Origin of the sequence: Hymenobacter sp. DG01, assembly GCF_006352025.1 — a bacterium.
Taxonomy (GTDB): Bacteria; Bacteroidota; Bacteroidia; order Cytophagales; family Hymenobacteraceae; genus Hymenobacter.
In genome coordinates, this window is record NZ_CP040936.1 from 3,248,977 (window position 1) to 3,267,717 (window position 18,741).

Sequence of the window (18,741 nt, forward strand, 5' to 3'; positions counted from 1 at the left end):
CGGGAAAATCGTTTACCTAGGGTAAAAACCCGGTTAATTGTATCTTTTGGCGGACCAAGCGTTATGATCTAATTCCCAGCACGAAAGCTCAGCCATTGGCTTTCATTTTTCTAAGCACGCAAAAGGCCTCTGTGCTCCAGTGCGGCAGCCGGCCCACTAGTTTTATCCTGCCGTGGCAGCTTGCTTTTTCCCTATTCCGGCGGCATGCGCTCCGCGCGCTACTCACCCTGGGCTTTGTGCTGCTCCCAGCGGGCCTCCAGCTGCTGGGCCTGCTGATCGGAGCCGGCAAGCCAGTCGAGAGCGGCCGGAATATCGGAGAAGAACTGGATTTCGGTCCGGGTGTAGCGGCGGCCGTCGGCCAGTATGCTTTCCACTACCAGCTGGTTATGCAGAGCAATGGGCTCGATAACCGCCACCGCCCGAATGCCGGCGGCCGCAAACTGCTCCATCCACATTTCACTTAGCCAAGCCTGCTCATCAATACCTACCGGTGGCATCCGGGAAATATCGGCCAGCCAACGGGTAACACCGTGGGCAGTAGAGCAGGCCACCAGCTTCTCAAAGGCTGCCCGAAAATCTTCCCGGACAATAGGCCCCGCCCATTCCCACCGAATAAGCTGGAAATCGGGCTCAATCTGAGCCGCAACAGAATTTAGAGCAGAAAACATAACTAAAGCAGAAAGCCAACCTATCTACCTGGCTAACTTGCGCAAAGGTAGAACCGGCGCTTTCCTGATAAAGTTCTATTTAGCCCACTCCCACTTCTTCCTCGACCAACGCCCTCGTTCTGCCCTGCGAGCCCGCTAATAGCAGCAGGGATTCGACCTGCCGCCAGCTACACAAAGTAACTACTGCCCTGATAATATGCCTTAAATAAGCGTTAAATCGTATTCACTTAGATAAACAGCGGAACTGTGTCATCTGTGGATTCCGGACGACTGGGGCGACGAAGGCTCCGGGCCAGTTGCCGCACTACACGGAGGGCGAATGATTTCATAACAATTTTCAGTTAGAGTTACACCCGCAAAATTAATATTGTATTATTTCCCGGTAATTAACTAGAAATTACCGTTTTGTGACGACATAATTTTTATAGATAAAAGACTGCCAGGAATCGTTTTTACTTATACATTTGCCACTACCTGATACGTTGTTGCAAATGCATGCCCTTCGTTCACGTCTGGCTTTAGTGCTGCTCCTGTGCTTTGTGCGGGTGCTGCTGCCTGATGCGTGGGTGCTGGCGTTGCACCAGCACGAGCACACCACAGAGGAGCCGACCCGGGCTACTACGTGGCCTAAAGGCAAAGCGCTACTATCCGCTAAGCATCAGCACTGCGACGCTGATCAGTTTTTTAAATCGTCGTTTGAACCGGCTCCAACAGTAGAGCCAACCGCTCCGGCAGGCCTTGTTTTCTCCTCAGTACAAGCTTGGAGCTGCGTAGCTATCGGGCACCTGCTACCCGTAGTCACGCCAGATCTGCGGGGCCCGCCCGGCGCCTGCTAAACCGCGTGTGCCTCGCAGTAGCGGCCTGGGCTGGCTTGTAGCTGCCAACGCCGTTATTCAGTAGCTCTGGGCTGATTAGGGTTGGATCCTTGCCGAATCTACAACCTTAGGTGCTTCTGCGAGTGGTTTAGTTTCCTTCGGCAGTATCCCTTTTCTTTTATGCTTTTCCGCGCTCCGGGCCGCTCCCGGGGCCGCCTGACTCGGTGGTTGCCGGGGGTGGTGGTGCTGTGCGCACTACCCCTCGGGCAGCTAGCGGCACAGTCGGTGGCTCCTGGTGGATGTGCCCTGCTGCTAAGTGGCCGCGTGCAAGACCATGAGTCGCGCGGGGCCCTGGCCGGGGCTACGGTGGTGGTACTGGAAACCCAGCAGGCCACGCAAACCGAACCCGACGGCCACTACCACCTCGACCTCTGCCCTGGCGTGTACCATGTGCAGGTATCCTTCGTGGGTTTTACTCCCGAAACGGTAGAAGTGCGTGTATCGGGGGCGGTGCTCCGCGACTTCCAGCTACATCCCGATGCTATTGCCCTGAAAGGCGCGGTGGTAGAAGGGCAGCACATGGCCGCCCCTACCCCCCAGGCTACCGGCAACCTGAGCGGGCAGGCCTTGCAGCAGACCCGTGGGCAGGCCTTGGGGGAGGCTTTGCAGAAGATATCGGGCGTAACAGCCATTCAAACCGGTCCGAGCATTTTCAAGCCCATGATTCATGGGCTGCATTCTAACCGCGTGACCATTCTGAACAATGGCGTGCGGCAGGAAGGGCAGCAGTGGGGCCAGGAGCACGGCCCGGAAATAGACCCATTCATTGCCTCTCAGCTTACAGTGGTGAAGGGCGCGGCCAGCGTACGGTATGGCTCTGATGCTATTGGGGGGGTAGTGCTGGTGCAACCCAAAGCTCTCCGCGACTCTGCTGGCACCGGGGCCGAATTGAACCTGGTGGGCATGAGCAACAACGGGCTGGGAGCAGCTTCAGGCACGGTGGAGGGCAACGTTCGGCAGCTACCGGCGCTGAGCTGGCGGGCGCAGGGCACCGTTAAACGAGCTGGCACTATGCGGGCTCCGGGTTATTATCTGCGCAATTCCGGGTTCGAAGAATACGACTTCTCGGCGGCGGTAGGCTGGCGCAAGGCCAACTATGGGCTGGAGGTTTTCTATAGCCAGTTCAACACCAGGCTCGGGATTTTGCCGGCAGCCCATGCCGAAAGCCCGTCGGACTTGTATGCTGCCATTGCCCGGCGCCGCCCCCTGGAAACGTCCGGCTTCAGCTACGCCATCAACCGCGCCTACCAACAAATCAGCCACGATCTGCTGAAGGTCACAGGCTTTGTGCGGACGGGCACTGCCGGTAAGCTGACAGCTACCTTGGGCCAGCAGACCGACTACCGCGACGAGTACGACCTCTACAGCGCCCGCAACGCCGACCGGGCGGCTCGCAACCGCCCGGCCCTCAGCTACTCCAACCGCACTACCACCGGAGAGCTGCTCTGGGAGCACCGCCCGTTGGGAGGATTTACCGGTAGCGTGGGGGTAGCGGGCACCTACCAGTTTAACCGCTACGCCGACGGTACCCGCGGCTTCATTCCGTTCTACAACAACACCATTGCCGGGGCCTTTGCCATTGAGCGCTGGACGCGCAACCGTTGGCAACTGGAAGCTGGCATTAGGGCCGATTACCGCACCCTGGAAACTCGCCGCGGCACTCGCGATACGCTGGGCGTGTACTACGTGGATCGGCGCGAGTTTACCTACCTGACGCCCGCTGCCTCGCTAGGAGCCATCTTCGATGCTACCCCCCACCTTACCCTCAACCTGACCACCAGCCTGACCCAACGCGCCCCCGCCGCGAATGAACGGTTCAGCGACGGCGTGCACAACGCCCAGTACGAGCTGGGCTACGACCTGGTCCCCGGCAACGGCGCTTTGGGACCCGAAACAGCCTACCATACCGGCCTGACAGCTAGCTGGCACGACAATCCGCGCCTGAATGGAGAGCTGACGTTGTACCAGACGACCATTGACGGCTACATCTACCAGCGGCCCATTCTGCCGCCGGTCATCAACATTCGAGGTACACTGGTTAGCTGGCAGTACCAGCGCACAAATGCCGTGCTGCGGGGCCTGGACCTGGGTGCCACCTATCGGTTGGCGCCTCAATGGGAGGTAGGCGGCAAAGCGTCCATCGTGCGGGGGCGCGATACCCAGGAAGATGAATGGCTCTTTTTCATGCCCGCCGACCGGGCCGAGCTGTCGGTGCGGTACGCGGTGCCCGAGCGGCCGGCTGCGCGCCTGACGGGTAGGTACGTGCAGCTGGGTTCCTACGCCGTGGCTCGCCAAACCCGCGTGCCCGCTGATTATGCTGCCAAAGACTATGCCCTTCCGCCCGCGGGCTACGTGCTGCTGGGGCTAGAAGCCGGCGCTACGGTGCATTGGGGGCGGCTGCCACTCACTATCAGCCTCGCGGGCTCCAACCTACTCAACCAACGCTACCGCGACTACCTCAACCGCTACCGCTACTTCGCCGATGAAATGGGCCGCAACGTGACGCTGCGGGTGCAGGTGCCCTTCGAGCTTAGCCGGCGACGCTAAACCCTTTTTCAATTCACTTCACCCTTTCCTTCGTATGAACACTCCCCTTTTCCGTCCCTTCCTGCTGGCGTTGCTGGCTGCTACTACCCTGCTCTCCGCCTGTAAGGATGATAACGAAGACCCCACGCCCGACGAGGACAACGAGCAAATCACGACCGTAACCTATACCCTGACGCCGGCGGGCGGCGGCACGCCCGTGACCGTGCAGTACCGCGACCTGGATGGTGATGGAGGTGCGGCGCCTACCATTGGCACGCTCACGCTGGCGCCCAACACCACGTACACCGGCACTCTTGAGCTGAAAGACGAAACCAAGACGCCGGCCGAAAACACGACGGCCGAGATTCAGGAGAAGGCTGAAGAGCACCTGTTCTTCTACGAGCCCTCGGGCACTAACCTGACCGTGACTCGCACCGACAAGGACAAGAACAACCTGGAAATCGGGCTAACGACGCGGGCCGTAACGGGTGCAGCCAACGCCACCGGCACTACCGGCACGCTCAAAATTACGCTGCGCCACCAGCCAGGCTCCAAGAACGGCACATTTACGCCCGGCAGCACCGATGTGGAAGTGAACTTCCCTACGGTAGTGCGCTAGGCGCCCGGATTCGGAGGGGCTGGCTGCAAACGGCTTCTCCACCCTCTTTTCTCCCGTTTTGGTTGTGGAGAAACTCCAGGAAGACGCCGGCCTTTGGTCGGCGTTTTCTTTAATGATGGGAAAGCCGTGCAGCTTTTCCACCGCTGGCTCCGTTCATTGGCTTCGTGTAATTTACGCTTCTATGTCTCAGCTCTCCTTAACTGCCGGCCTGCTACTGCTTTCCGGGAGTGTACTGGCCCAAACGCCTACCCCTGCCCCTCGTCCTAACCCTATCCGGAGCACGCGAATGAGCATTCCCGTAGCCGGCCGTATTACTGATGCCGCTAGTGGCGAGGCCTTGCCCGGAGCCACCATCATCTTCCCTGACCTGAGGCAGGCCACGGTGACGGGCCCCGATGGTAGCTTTCAGTTTGCCAACCTGCCCCGTGGCCGGTTTCTGATGCAGGTGCGCTTTGTAAGCTACACCACCGTAGTGCGCACCGTGGACACCAGCACCGGTCAGACCCTGGACATAGCCCTCACCCCGGCCGAAACGGAAATCGGGCAGGTAATTGTGACGGGGGTTTCGGCGAGCACCGAAATGCGCCGCTCGCCCGTGCCTACCAACGTGGTGGATCAGACCCGCCTGCGACAGACGGCGGCCACCAACGCCGTGGATGCCATTGCGCACACGCCCGGCCTCAACCAGATTACCACCGGCGCGGCTATCAGCAAGCCCGTTATTCGGGGCCTGAGCTCGAACCGCGTCATCACGCTGAACAACGGGGCCAAGCAGGAAGGCCAGCAGTGGGGCGATGAGCACGGCATCGAGATTGACGAATTCAGCATTGATCGGGCCGAAATCATTAAGGGCCCCGGCTCCCTGCTATATGGCTCTGATGGCTTGGCGGGCGTTATCAATTTCCTACCCCCCGACCCCGTGGACGACGGCCGCATTCTGGGTTCCGTCACGGCGAATTACCAAACCAACAACTACCAGCAGGGCTACTCCCTCTGGAACGCGGGCAACCTGGGCGGCTTCAACTGGCAGGTGCGCGGCTCAGGCAAAGTAGCCGCCGACTACCGCAACCGCTACGATGGCCGCGTGTACAACTCCGGTTTCCGGGAGCTGAACGGCAGCGGCTACGTGGGCCTAAACAAAAGCTGGGGCTACTCTCACCTGACCTTGAACAGCTTCAACCAGATTCTGGGCCTGATTGAGGGCGAGCGGGATTCGCTGTCGGGCCGGTTTCTGAAAACAAACAGCCTGGGCGAGGAGGAAATCGTAACCGGCCGCGGCTTCTCGGGCTACGGGCTGGATGTGCCGCGTCAGCAGATTAACCACCTGCGCATCGGCACCGATAACAACTTCATTCTGGGCCAGCACCGCCTGACCCTGAACGTGGGCTGGCAACAGAACCTGCGCCGGGAGTTCGGCAACCCCGAAGATTACTACGAGAAGTCCCTGTTCTTTCAGCTACGCACCGTTGATTATGCTCTGCGCTGGTTTCTGCCGGAGCTGAACGGCTGGCATACCACGGTGGGCGTGAGCGGCATGCAGCAGCAAAACCGCAACAAGGGCGTCGAGTTCCTGATACCAGAGTACCGCCTGCTCGACGGGGGCCTGTTCGGCGTCACGAAGAAGACCTTCGGCAACCTGGACCTCAGTGGGGGCTTGCGTTACGACCTGCGCCGCATCACGGCCGATGCCCTCTCCCTCAACGAGGACGAGCAACCGGTTCCGGCCGGCGCTGGCGAAGAGAAGTTTCCGTACTTCCGGAGTACGTTCCGCAACGTGAGCGGGAGCGTGGGCGGCTCCTACAGCCTCGGCGAAACGTGGGTATTAAAAGCCAACGCCGCCCGCGGCTTCCGGGCGCCCAACATTGCTGAACTCGGCTCTAATGGCATTCACGAGGGCACTACCCGCTACGAAATCGGGGAGCCGGGCTTAAAGGCTGAAACCAGTTTTCAGCTGGATGGGGGCGTAAGCTTCAACTCCGACCACGTCAGCGTATCGGCCGATGTGTTCCGCAACCGCATCAGCAACTACATCTTCCCCCGGCGCATTTCGGCCGCCGATGGCTCCGACTCGCTGTCGGTGGACGGGGACCGGGTATTCCGCTACGGGCAGGGCGATGCGCGGCTGGCCGGCGGCGAAGTCAGCGTGGACATTCACCCTCACCCGCTGGACTGGCTACACTTTGAGAATACGTTTTCCATGGTGCGGGCCATGGAGTTCGACCAGCCCGCCGGGCAGAAAAACCTACCGTTTATCCCGGCCGACCGGCTGCAGTCGGAGTTGCGGGTAAACTTCCGGAAGGTAGGTAGCTCGCGCCTGCACAACCTGTACGCGCGGGCTACCATGGAGCACAATTTCGAGCAGAACCGCATCTTCTCCGCCTTCGACACCGAAACGCCTACCCCCGGCTACACGCTGTTTAATGCCGGACTCGGTACCGATGTAGTATCAGCGAAGGACCGGACGCTGTTTTCTATCTACCTGGCCGCCAACAACCTGTTTGACGTAGCCTACCAAAACCACCTGAGTCGGCTGAAGTACACGGCCGTCAACTACGCCACCGGCCGGGTGGGCGTGTTTAATATGGGCCGCACGCTGAGCGTGAAGCTGCTGATTCCGCTTTCCTTTAAGTAATTGGGTATCTTTCACGTAGTGGTTCGGGGTGAGCGTCCACCGCGAGCCGCCGCGTTATTCCCTCCGAACCACTGCGTGCAACCCTCATGGCCCACGACCACCACGACCATTCCCACCACCACCATCATGGCCCGCCCGCCGATGGCAACTTCAGCCAGGCCTTCAAGTGGGGTATTGTCCTGAACCTGGTTTTCGTGGCGGGCGAAGCGGCGGGTGGCTTCTGGGCTAACTCCTCGGCCTTGCTTTCCGATGCCGGGCACAACCTGTCGGATGTGCTGAGCCTGGCGCTGGCCTGGGGCGCGGCCCTGCTAGCCCAGCGGCAAGCCGCGGAGCGCTACACCTACGGCTACAAGGGCGCTACCATTCAGGCAGCCTTGTTGAACGCGGCGCTGCTGTACCTGGCCCTGGGCTTCATCCTGTGGGATACCATTGACCACCTGCGCAATCCGGCCCCCGTGAACGGCACGGTGGTAATGGGCTTGGCCGGCCTGGGCATTATAGTAAATGGCTTCACGGCCTGGCTGTTCCGCCACGGCCAGAAGGGTGATGTGAACGTGCGCGGCGCCTACCTGCACATGCTCACCGATATGCTCGTGTCGGTGGGGGTAGTGGTGGGCGGGGCGCTGGTGTATTTCACCGGCTGGCACTGGCTCGACCCGGCCATCAGCTTTGTTATTTTGGCGGTTATAGCCGTTAGCTCCTGGTCGTTGCTGCGCGAAACCGTGCAGCTGGGGCTGCAGGCCGCGCCCGCCGCTATTGAGGTGGCGGCCGTGCGCCGGTTCCTGCTCAGCCGCCCCGGCGTTACGGGCGTGCACGACCTGCACATCTGGCCCCTGAGCACCCAGGACACGGCCCTCACGGCCCACCTGGTGCGCCCCGGCGGCCAGAACGGCAATGTGTTTCTGCGGGAGCTGCAACACGACTTGCTCCACGAGTTCAACATCAGCCACTGCACCGTGCAGCTCGAGGACGACCTGCCCCTGATGGGCGCCCACGGCTGCTGCGACCAGCAGGTGGCGTAGGGAGCGAGGCTTGCCCCGCCAGCCAGCCACACCATCTGCCTGCCTACAATTCATTTAAGGCCGGCGGGGCAGGATTCTTCCGCCTCCACGGATAGCGCACAAAGGGGCAGGCGCAAGCCCCGCATCCAACGGGATAAGCGTAAATCTTCGTAATCTGCGGCCTGTCAATTCCCACCGCATGCAAACTGCTACCCCTCCTACCCCACCCAAAGCCGTCGGGCTGCTCAGCGCCATTGTGGTCGTGGCCGCCCTGGGCTACTTCGTTGACATCTACGACCTGATTCTGTTCAGTATCGTGCGGGTGAATAGCCTGAAGGACCTTGGTATTACCGCCCCCGATGCTGTTACGAACCAGGGCCTCTACCTGATCAACATGCAGATGGGCGGCATGCTGCTGGGCGGTATTCTGTGGGGCATTCTGGGTGATAAGCGGGGTAGGCTTTCCGTGCTGTTCGGCTCCATCCTGATTTACTCCCTGGCCAACATTGCCAACGGCTTCGTGCAAACCATTGAGCAGTACGCCTGGCTGCGGCTGATTGCCGGTATTGGCCTAGCCGGCGAGCTGGGTGCGGGCATTACGCTGGTTTCGGAAACCCTGCCCAAGGAAAAGCGCGGCTACGGCACCATGATTGTGGCCACCGTAGGCGTATCGGGGGCAATGCTGGCTTACTGGGTGGGCGAAAAGCTGGGGTGGCGCAACGCCTACTTCGTAGGCGGCGGCCTGGGGCTGGCCTTGCTGGCCCTGCGCGTAGGCGTGTATGAGTCGGGCATGTTTGAGCAAACCAAGAAAAGCGAGGTAGAGCGAGGTAACTTCCTGGCCTTGTTCACCAGCTGGGCCCGGTTAATCCGTTACACCAAGTGTCTGCTCATTGGGGTGCCGCTCTGGTTTGTAGTCGGTATTTTGATTACGCTGGCTCCGGAATTCAGCCGCGCCCTGGGCATTCAGCCGGTAGCTGGTCAGCAAGCCGAGGTAACGGCCGGCCTGGCCGTGTTCTGGTGCTATTTCGGGCTGGTGTTCGGCGATTTTGCCAGCGGCACGCTCAGCCAGCTGCTGCGCAGCCGCAACCGGGCGCTGCAGCTGTTTCTGGCATTCTGCGGCCTGATGGTGGGCGTCTATCTGTTCGGCGTTCAGGGCACTTCTACCACTGTGTTTTACGCGGTATGCTTTGTACTGGGTATTTCGGTGGGCTTCTGGGCGCTGTTTGTCACGGTAGCCGCCGAGCAGTTCGGCACCAATCTGCGGGCCACGGTAGCCACCACGGCGCCAAACTTCGCGCGGGGCTCGGTGGTGCTGCTGGTACCTATGTTTCAGGCGTTGCGAGGTCCGTTTGGGCTGATCGGCAGCGCGGCTGTCCTGGGGTTTGTATCGCTGGTCGTGGCTTTCTGGGCGGTTGCTACCCTGCCCGAGAGCTTTAACAAGGACCTGGATTACGTGGAGCACTAAGCTGGGCCGGCGGCCGGAGGTAGCCTATTGATGGGTTGTTGCGTAGAGGAGGATGGGCGCGCTTTCCCGTGGCCGTTATTGTCTTATCTCCCTTACCCCCTACCCCTGTTGTATGCCTGCACAACCCACCCAAAACAAGCCCATGTATTACCCGCTGCACCACTTTGTGCTGCTGCCGGCGGCGCTGGTGCTCACCCTCTATAGCATCCGCCGCTACCTGGCCGTGGCCGGCGACGACTCCGAGGTTTCGCGGCTGTGGTTTACGGTGATGCTGCTGGCTATTGTGGGATTTGGTACGCTGGTGATGCTGCGCCAGCACTACGCCCTCACGCTGCAGGACCGCCTGATTCGGCTGGAGGTGCGGCAGCGCTACTTTGAAATTACGGGTCAGAGCCTGCGGCCCCTGGAGGCACAGCTGGAGCTTAAGCAGCTGCTGGCCCTGCGCTTCGCCGGCGACGATGAGCTGCCGGGCCTAGTACAGGCGGCCATCCGCGAAAAGCTTTCCTCGAAGGATATTCAGGCCCGGATTCAGGATTTCCACTTCGACCACATGCGCGTCTGAGGGGTAGGCCGTAAGCCGACAAAAGGACGCCACATGGATTTTTTGGCCGACTTTTGTGTTACTCCATACCGCCGCTACCCAGGTTACAACTGCCGTAGCGCTCCACCAAGCCCCTACCCCCATGATTCTCTACAACGTCACGACCAGCCTCGATCCGGAAATTGCCGATCAGTGGGTGGAATACATGCGCGATACTCACATGCCCGATGTTATGGCTACCGGCTTCTTTCTGAAAAGCCAGCTGTGTCGCCTGCTCAACGAAGAAGACAACGGCATCACCTACGCCGCTCAGTACTACTGCGTAAGCTTGGAGCAGCTGGAAGAATACCAGCAAGTAGCTGCCCCCGCCCTCCGCAACGAAATCGAGAAGCACTTCGGCGGCCGCTACGCCTCCTTCCGCACCATGCTGGAAGTGGTGGACTAGCAGTAAAATAGCGAATGAGTGATTGAGTGCGTTGTCATGGCGAGGAGGCACGACAAAGCTATCCTTCCTGACCAACGCCCTACCCCTTAGAATGTGACAAGCCCTTACCTCCGTGCTGGAAGTAAGGGCTTGTCTGTTTTGCAGGCTTGTCATTTGGTGCGTTGTCAGGGCCTCGGTGTCTTTGCCCTGACAACGCACTATTTCACTCACTTACTCATTCACCACTTCACATTCATAAGCCAGCAGCTGCTCGGCGGTGAGGTTACCGTTGTGCCACTCAGGGTCAAGGTTGGCGCCGACTTTCTTGTAGAAGCCGATGGCGGGTTCATTCCACTCCAACACTTGCCATTTCATGCGGTTGGCGCCAGTATGGCGGGCTTCGGCCACTACGGCGTCAAACAGGCGCTTGCCGATGCCGGTGCCGCGCAGCTCCTCCGTTACTACCAAGTCTTCGAGGTACAGCATGCGTCCCTTCCAGGTAGAGTACGCCGTGTAATAGAGCGCAATGCCAATGATGCGGCCGTCGGGCTGCGCGGCCACGAAGAACTTGAAAATGGGCTCCGGTCCGAAACCGTCGCGCTGCATGTCGGCCAGCGTATTCGTGACTTCGTGCGGGGCGCGCTCGAACTCAGCCAGCTCCTGAATCAGGGCCAGCACCTGGGGCAAATCGGCCTCTTGGCCGCGGCGTATCGTGAGGTTTGACATAACCAGATGGGTAGGAAACTAGGTTGGGAGCCGATAATACAATTTCTGAAAACCTATTTTAAGGGCATCCGCCCGAAAGCTGCCGCCTAAACGCACTTCAAGGTAGCACGGGCATCTACTACAAACCGCAACGCCCTCCCGCAAAGTCGCGGAAGGGCGTTGGGCACGCAGCACAAAGGCCAGATTACATGGTGGGCTGCATCTTCTTGATGTCTTCGGTAGCATTTACCGCGTTGATTTCGCGGGTAGCTTCGTTGGCAGAAGGCGTTTTGCCGCCGGTGGTGTCGGGAGCAGCCGGGATGGGAGGCAGCGGCTCAGTGGCTACATCTTCATCCGATTTAATATCGGGGTTGCTGCACGAGGTAGCAGAGAGCAGCAGCGAACCGGCCAGCAGACCGAACAGGAACGTTTTTTTCATATCTGAAAGCAAAAGAACAGAGGCAATTACGGGAGTTGCGGCCGCGAAGATACGGGAAATCAGTTGTGAGTTATCAGTATAGTCCTTGTTCGTAATGACATCCGATAACTGGCAACTGACAACTCGCAACCGGCAACTCATTTTTTAAACGGCTTCACGCCCATGCTCTGGTAGGCAAACGCCCAGATGTCGGCCCATTCCTCAATTTGGAGCTTGGTGCTTTTGCCGGCGCCGTGGCCCGCATTCACGTCCACCCGAATGAGTTGGGGGCGCGGGCCCTCGTTGGCGGCCTGCAGGGCGGCGGCAAACTTAAAGGAGTGGGCGGGCACTACCCGGTCGTCGTGGTCGGCGGTGGTAATGAGGGTAGCGGGGTAGCTGGTGCCGGGCTTGAGGGTGTGCAGGGGCGAGAAGCGGTACAGGTTCTGGAACTGGTTATAGTTATCAGAAGTACCGTACTCCGGAGCCCAGTTCCAGCCGATGGTGAATTTCTGGTATCGCAACATGTCCATCACGCCCACAGCCGGGAAGGCCACGCCGCAGAGGTCGGGGCGCTGGGTCATGGTAGCGCCTACCAACAGGCCGCCGTTGGAACCGCCGGCCATGGCCAGCTTCTCGGTGGTGGTGTAGCCCGTCACTTTCAGGTACTCGGCGGCGGCAATAAAGTCGTCGAACACGTTCTGCTTGTTGGGCGTCATGCCGGCCTGGTGCCAGGCCTCGCCGTACTCGCCGCCGCCGCGCAGGTTCGGAATGGCCAGCACGCCGCCGTTTTCCAGCCACAGCATGCGAGCCACGCTGAAGCTGGGCGTAAGCGAGATATTGAACCCCCCGTAGGCGTAGAGGTAGGTGGGGTTCTTTCCGTCCAGCTTGATGCCCTTCTTGTGAGTGATGAACATGGGAATCTTCGTGCCGTCCTTGCTTGCGAAGAATACCTGGTTGGTCACGTAGTCCTCGGGCTTCACATCTACAGTAGGAGCGCGGAACACGGTGCTGGTGTTCGTTGCCAGGTCGTACTTATAGATGGTGGTGGGGTAGGTAAACGAGGTGAAGGCGTAGTACACCGTTTTGGCGTTGCGCTTGCCCCCGAAACCGGCTGCCGTGCCAATGGCCGGCAAGGCCACGTCGTGCTTAAACTCGCCCTTTTCGGAGTACACCTTCACCAGAGAGCTGGCATCCTTGAGGTAGGAAGCCACCAGATAGCCGCCTACCTGGTCCACGCCCTCGAGCTTGTTCTCGGTTTCGGGCAGCACCTCTTTCCAGTTGGCTTCCTGGGGCTTTTTTGGGTCGATGAGCACCACGCGGTAGCGCGGAGCCTTGTAGTTGGTGTGCACCAGCAGCTGCCCGCCCACGTTGCCTACCACGGAGTTATTGTATTCGTAGTTGCTGATGAGGGGCGTAAAGGAGTTGGCTTGCTTGGGGTCGGTCAGGTCGCGGACGGAGAGGCGGTTGCCGTCGGCTTTGCCATCGGTGAGGTAGAGCACCAGGAAACGCTCGTCCTCGGTGGTGCCCACGGTGCGGAAGCCCAGGGGCATCTTGGGGTTCTCATACACCAGCTTATCAGCGCTCTGGGGTTTGCCGAGCTGGTGGTAGTACACCTTGTGAAACTCGTTTTTGCCGGAAAGCTGGTTCTCGCCCTTCTTCGGCGCATCGTAGCGGCTATAGAAGAAACCATCCTTATACCAGGCCGCGCCCGACACTTTTACCCACTGCAATTCATCGGAGAGGGGCTGGCGGGTTTCCAGGTCCAGCACTTTCATCTGCTGCCAGTCGGAGCCGCCGCCGGAGGTAGCGTAGGCCAGATAGCGGTGGTCGTGGGAGAAGTAGGTGCCGGCCAGGGCCGTAGTGCCGTCCTCAGAGAACTTGTTGGGGTCGAGCAGCACATCGGGCTGACCTTCCTGGCCATTTTGCTGCACGTACAGTACAGCCTGGTTCTGGAGGCCGTCGTTTTTGCTGAAGTACAGCTGGCCGCCTTCTTCCTCGGGCACCCCAAACCGCTCGTAATTCCAGATGGTAGTAAGCCGCTCCCGGATTTTGTCGCGGAACGGAATCTTCTCCAGGTAGCCAAACGTGACCTTGTTCTGAGCTTCCACCCAGGCTTTGGTTTCCGGCGAGTCGAGGTCCTCAAGCCAGCGGTAGGGGTCGGCCACGGTGGTGCCGAAGTAATCGTCTTTGACGTTGCCTTTCTTGGATTCAGGGTATTGCACAGCGGAAGAAGATGAGGTAGCAGCTCTTTTGGCGGAGGCAGTTTCCGGCGCGGCGGCAGTGCCCGACTGCGACGAGCGGCACGAAGCCAGCGCGGCCAAGGCTAGTACGGGAACGAACAGTTTTTGCATGGGAATACGGTAGGGAGGCCCCAAGATAACCACGCCACCCGAAGCCGCCGAGCCTACCAGCCGCTTGCGCCCGGTCAGGAAGCATTGCACTTCTTACCGCCTTCGCCGCCTTGAAGCCTAATAGTACGCGGCTAAAACCGGCCCACCTTCGGAATCACTTGAATCAGGAAGCGCTTGTTGTCGCCCTCGCGGCGGCCGCTGTAGCGGCCGGTACCATAGAAGCCGCTACCCCCGATAATCAACTCAATACTGCGGTCCTGGCTGAAGTTCACACCGTTTTGCTTCCAGAGGTTGAGCAGGTTCAGGGCGCGACGGTAGCTGAGTTGATAAGTGGTCTGCTCCTCGCGGGCGTTGCGGGGGTCGCCCTGGGGATAGCGCGCGGCCATGCCTTCCACAATGACGAGGTAGCGTACGGGCTGGTCAGTTTTTATGCTTTTGAGGACGGTACGCAGGCGCCGACCTGCTTGCAGCAGAGCCGGCTTGTAGCTGTCCTGAATTTCGTCGCGGCCGGCCTTGAACTGCACCGGCACCAGCAGCTCGTGCCGCTCATTGGTGGGGTCGTAGCGGAAGTAGCGGCCCTCCAGTTGCTGCAGGGAGTTGCGGATTTTGGTAATCTGCTCCAGCTCGGCGGCTTTTACTTTCAACTCGCCGTTGGCCTTCTTCAACTCCCCTTCCCGGTCTTTGAACAGCTTGAAGCTGTACACGAACAGCACCAGCATTACCACAAACAAGGACGTCATCAGGTCCACATAGCTGGGCCAGAAGAAGTCGTTGCTTTGGCGTTTGTTGGAAGTGGAGTTGTTCATTGAGCTCTGCTATACGAATCTACATTGTTTAATGCCCGAAATAATTTCCAATATTAACACAAATAACAAGTCATTGTATAAATAAACGCTCTATCAATTTAATAAACAGAAAACCTAAAATCCATATTACTACACACCATGCAAAATAAATATAATTTGAATTACCCGTAATACTTTTAAAGCTATGGGTATCCTTAACTAACTCTTCTTTCAGCAGCTCTATTACAACTTCACTTTCTGTATTATGCTGAATGAATTGAATTGCCTTATTTTTAAGATCATCTGAAGCGAGATTATTTTCTACTAACACCAAATCTGATAATAGCCTTGATATCAAATACCAATCAGCATCATCCATTATATTTGTATCACTTTTTATATTACACCTAACCCAACTGTCTATATCGCCATTATATTTTCTGTATATAGCTAATTTTTCTAGAGTCACCATTACACTGTATTTATTTAACATTTATCGAATAATACTATGCAAAAGCCATTGTTAGCACTTACTGCGGCTGTACGCCACCAAACAGCTTATCCATAAACCGTTGGAAACGGTTTTTCGAGGTAGCCTTTACCAGCACCGTGTTCAGGTTGGAAAGCTCGGAGAGTAGCTTGGCCTGAATCTGCGAGTCCAGCTCTACTTTGCGCATCAGCTCGCGCTGGGTGGCGGTTACGTCGCGGCTGAGGTCGGCTTGCTGGGTGTTGAGGTTCTGGAAGGGCTCCAGCTGTTTCAGCAGCTTCTCGAAGACATTGTCGGCGTTGAGCTTGTCGAAGTACTGCTGCCACTTCTCGTAGGCCAGTTGGGCTTGCCGCTCGTTGTAGGCCAGGCGCTGGTTCATGACCTCGGCGAGGCCTACCCCCGCCTGGTCGATGTGCTGCTCGGCGCGGTCCTTGAGGTTGCGCAGCTCTATCTGGTGCTTCTGGAAGAAGTCGAGCATCAGCTGCACCGAGTTGTTATTGCCGCCGATGTACTGGCCCAGGTCGTTGATGCCTTTCTCGAAGCCCCGCAGCCGGTCCAGGATGCTGTTCACGCTCTGCGCCGACTGGTAGCCGTTCTGCAGCATCTCGTTCAGCCGCTGCTGGTAGCCCGTGAAGGCCGCAAACATCTCCGCCGACTCCCGTACTTTCTCGAACACCAGAATGTTGGCGGCGGCCATTTTGTCGTAGCCAATGGTATCAAGCCGCTCCAGGAAATCACTCTGCACCCGGATGTTCTGAGTCACCTTGTCCATGAGTGGGTTGAACAGCTCCACCTGGCCTACAAACTGCTGGTTAAACGCATCGAGCACCGATTTCAGGTTAGTGAGCGAGCTGGCCATATCCGCGTGTAGCACGGGTAGCAAACGGGCCTGCAGGAAGGTGTAGTACTGGTTCTGAAGCCGGTCGAGCTGCTGGCGGGCCTGGCGCAGCACACCGTTGCCGAGCAGCGTCAGGAGCAGGCCCACGAAGGAGCCCGTCATAGCAATGAGCACGCCGGTCAGGAAGGGCGTCAGGGCATTTTCATCAGATACGCCGTTGCGAGCAATGCCCACAAGGCCCAGAATAACGCCCAGGAAGGTACCCAGCAGCCCCAAGTACAGGGGCGTAGCCACGGTGGCCTGCACCTCATTGTCCAGCACCTCACTCTGGCGCTCCGATATGTCCTTGAGAATACCGAAATCGGCCGCGGCACCTTTGTTGTGGCGCAGGTAATCGTTGGTATCGAGCAGGATTTCCTGGAACTCGGGGGAGGCGTTTTCGGCCTTCACCAGGCTGGTAGCAAAGGATTCGGGCGGGGCGTCGGCGGCGTACTCGGGCAGGTCGCGGCCGTCGGGCAGCACAATGCGGTGCTCCACGCGCAACGTTTCCTTGGGCGGATACAACGCCGCCAACCGCAGCGCATTGGCCCGCGTCCGCAGAAACGTCCGGATCTGCAGACCTACCACCACGGCCACTACGGCTACTTCGAGAATGATTTCAAGCATACAAGTACGAAGCTACGGCTAAAAGCTAGTTCCCCTCCTCAGCTGAGGAGGGGTTAGGGGTGGTTGATGACCGTTAGAACGAATTTTAGATTTCTAGATCTAAAAACGTTTTATGCCAAGTCAATCACCCCTAACCCCTCCTCAGCTGAGGAGGGGAACTAGCTTTTACCCTTTTAGTTACTCAAACCGGATAGCGGCCTTTTGTTCAATCTGCCAGGCGCCGGCCACTTTGCGCAGCACGCCTTCTTCCTCCGTTACGATGCGGGTAACCGGGCCGGCGGGCTGCTGGTACTTGCAGGCTTCGCGCAGGGAATACTGCGCACTCTGGATGGCGTAGGCGTGCACGGCGGGGTTGGAGGTTACGCTGAACGTAGCCAGCTCGGGCCATTGCGGATCGAGGTAAATCTCGTAGATACTGTCGTGCTGGGGCTCTTCGCTGAAATCGTACTCGCTGAACGCCCCGTTCACGGGCACCTTCACGTAGCGCGTCTGGGGCTGGTTGGCAGGGTTTGGCGCAACTGCAGGGGTAGGCAGCTGCACGGGCGGCATCAGGCTTTCAAACTCCTCCTGAGAAGAAGCGGAAGACGTGTCGGTGGTTGACAGGGGCGGCACCGCCGACATTTCGGCGGGCTGAGCGGGCGCGGCATACACGGCCGCCACAGGCGCGGAAACGGGGGCAGCTACCGGTACCGAAGGTTCGGGGGTTGCCTGGGGGGTAGCGGGCGGAGCTACCGCCGGAACCGGGTTCGAGGAAACGGCAGGGGTAGCCCGCTCGGGGGCTATAGCCGAGAGCTGCCCCCGCAGCTTCTGAAGCTCCTCCTCCACCCGCTGCTGCACCAGCTTTTCCACTTGTTGCTGCTGAGCCGGCGTGAGGCGGTCAGAAGCGGCAGGTGCGGCAGCAGCCCGGGTGCTGCCGCCGCCCGGCGAGTTTTGCAGCGCCAGGATTTCGTCGCGACGCTTATCGATGCGGGCGCTTAGCTCCTTTTGAAAGGCCCCGATGCTTCGGCGCAGCAAGGCATAGAGCACCAGGCTCAGCAAGGACAGAATCAGGGCCAGTGGGCCGAAGAATTTGTTCATCAGACTTTCTCCGGTTCCGGTGTTCGTTTGGGTAACGGGGGTAGCCACGCCAGCTTCATCGAGGCCCGCGTCGCCGGGCGCGGCGGCCGTAGCCTCGTCGGTGGCAGCGGTGGTATCTACAGTTTCGGGAGGCGCTTCTGCTGCGGCCAGATTCCCAATGGGCGTACCGTTATCGACGTAGTTTTTCAGGGCCGTTTCCAGGCTGGTTACGCCCTGCAGCCGCGCCGCATTGCCCTTACGGGCCGGGGAAGTACGCAGCCGGTTGATGATTTCGCGCACCAAGGTTTGCAGGCGGGAGTTGTCAGACCCGAGCCCTTTGTACATCACGCCTTTCACTTCCAGCGGCTGATACAGCGCCGAGTACACCCGCTGGTTATCCGATTTGATGCTGTTTTCCAGCGCCTTTAGCGTGCCGCCGCACTGCAGCTGATTTTTCAACTCCGGGTGGCCGGTGTCTTCATACACGAACCGGGCAGTAGCGCACCAAATCTGCACCTTACGCTCCTCCAGCGTCGGCTGACCTAGAGGTGTTTGGGCTTGGCTGCTCGCCGCCAATAGCAGCAGGCCAGTAAGCAAAGAAGCAGCGCGACGGGAAAGGGTCATAGGGTGTTGGTTAGGTAGGGAGCAGGAGGAAAATCTACAGTTAATAATCTTGCTTAGAAC

16 protein-coding genes are annotated in these 18,741 nt (G+C 59.0%); 8 read left to right on the forward strand and 8 right to left on the reverse strand.

The genetic code is table 11. The annotated features are described in order from the left end of the window. Positions 1-218: 218 nt before the first annotated feature. Entirely contained in the window at positions 219-668 is a 450-nt protein-coding gene (locus FGZ14_RS13790; RefSeq protein WP_139924816.1) for an STAS/SEC14 domain-containing protein, read from the reverse strand. 491 nt (positions 669-1,159) lie between these two features. Here FGZ14_RS13790 and FGZ14_RS13795 point away from each other — a divergent pair, with 491 nt between their 5' ends. The 8 genes from FGZ14_RS13795 to FGZ14_RS13830 all read left to right on the forward strand — a co-directional run bounded on the left by FGZ14_RS13795 (position 1,160) and on the right by FGZ14_RS13830 (position 10,772). Continuing rightward, positions 1,160-1,504, forward strand: a complete 345-nt coding sequence (locus FGZ14_RS13795; RefSeq protein ID WP_139924817.1) for a hypothetical protein — start codon at positions 1,160-1,162, stop codon at positions 1,502-1,504. Positions 1,505-1,663: 159 nt separating this feature from the next. Then, positions 1,664-4,090, forward strand: coding sequence for a TonB-dependent receptor (locus tag FGZ14_RS13800; RefSeq protein ID WP_139924818.1), 2,427 nt, complete (start codon positions 1,664-1,666; stop codon positions 4,088-4,090). A gap of 34 nt (positions 4,091-4,124) precedes the next feature. After that, complete coding sequence (locus FGZ14_RS13805) at positions 4,125-4,688, forward strand: hypothetical protein (protein ID WP_139924819.1); 564 nt, start codon at positions 4,125-4,127, stop codon at positions 4,686-4,688. 181 nt (positions 4,689-4,869) lie between these two features. Next, a complete protein-coding gene (locus tag FGZ14_RS13810; protein WP_139924820.1) occupies positions 4,870-7,320 on the forward strand; it encodes a TonB-dependent receptor in 2,451 nt (816 codons plus the stop codon). Positions 7,321-7,406: 86 nt separating this feature from the next. After that, on the forward strand, positions 7,407-8,342 hold the full coding sequence (locus FGZ14_RS13815; protein ID WP_139924821.1) for a cation diffusion facilitator family transporter: 936 nt from the start codon (positions 7,407-7,409) through the stop codon (positions 8,340-8,342). A gap of 178 nt (positions 8,343-8,520) precedes the next feature. Continuing rightward, on the forward strand, positions 8,521-9,786 hold the full coding sequence (locus FGZ14_RS13820) for an MFS transporter (protein WP_139924822.1): 1,266 nt from the start codon (positions 8,521-8,523) through the stop codon (positions 9,784-9,786). Positions 9,787-9,898: 112 nt separating this feature from the next. Next, on the forward strand, positions 9,899-10,348 hold the full coding sequence (locus FGZ14_RS13825) for a DUF6526 family protein (protein WP_139924823.1): 450 nt from the start codon (positions 9,899-9,901) through the stop codon (positions 10,346-10,348). Between the two features lie 55 nt (positions 10,349-10,403). Then, positions 10,404-10,772 (forward strand): DUF4286 family protein, encoded by a 369-nt coding sequence (locus FGZ14_RS13830; RefSeq protein WP_257883232.1) that lies wholly within the window; start codon positions 10,404-10,406, stop codon positions 10,770-10,772. Positions 10,773-10,982: 210 nt separating this feature from the next. Here FGZ14_RS13830 and FGZ14_RS13835 read toward each other — a convergent pair whose 3' ends face one another. The 7 genes from FGZ14_RS13835 to FGZ14_RS13865 all read right to left on the reverse strand — a co-directional run bounded on the left by FGZ14_RS13835 (position 10,983) and on the right by FGZ14_RS13865 (position 18,681). Further along, entirely contained in the window at positions 10,983-11,477 is a 495-nt protein-coding gene (locus tag FGZ14_RS13835; protein ID WP_139924824.1) for a GNAT family N-acetyltransferase, read from the reverse strand. Between the two features lie 184 nt (positions 11,478-11,661). Beyond that, positions 11,662-11,895 (reverse strand): hypothetical protein, encoded by a 234-nt coding sequence (locus FGZ14_RS13840; RefSeq protein WP_139924825.1) that lies wholly within the window; start codon positions 11,893-11,895, stop codon positions 11,662-11,664. Between the two features lie 137 nt (positions 11,896-12,032). Then, positions 12,033-14,225 carry a prolyl oligopeptidase family protein gene (locus tag FGZ14_RS13845; RefSeq protein ID WP_139924826.1) on the reverse strand — a complete coding sequence of 731 codons (2,193 nt, stop codon included), beginning with the start codon at positions 14,223-14,225 and terminating at the stop codon, positions 12,033-12,035. 131 nt (positions 14,226-14,356) lie between these two features. Beyond that, positions 14,357-15,031 (reverse strand): hypothetical protein, encoded by a 675-nt coding sequence (locus tag FGZ14_RS13850; RefSeq protein ID WP_139924827.1) that lies wholly within the window; start codon positions 15,029-15,031, stop codon positions 14,357-14,359. Between the two features lie 70 nt (positions 15,032-15,101). Continuing rightward, positions 15,102-15,482 carry a hypothetical protein gene (locus tag FGZ14_RS13855; RefSeq protein WP_139924828.1) on the reverse strand — a complete coding sequence of 127 codons (381 nt, stop codon included), beginning with the start codon at positions 15,480-15,482 and terminating at the stop codon, positions 15,102-15,104. 58 nt (positions 15,483-15,540) lie between these two features. Beyond that, positions 15,541-17,001 (reverse strand): hypothetical protein, encoded by a 1,461-nt coding sequence (locus FGZ14_RS13860; RefSeq protein ID WP_139924829.1) that lies wholly within the window; start codon positions 16,999-17,001, stop codon positions 15,541-15,543. A gap of 177 nt (positions 17,002-17,178) precedes the next feature. Then, positions 17,179-18,681, reverse strand: coding sequence for a hypothetical protein (locus FGZ14_RS13865; RefSeq protein ID WP_139924830.1), 1,503 nt, complete (start codon positions 18,679-18,681; stop codon positions 17,179-17,181). Between the last annotated feature and the right edge of the window lie 60 nt (positions 18,682-18,741).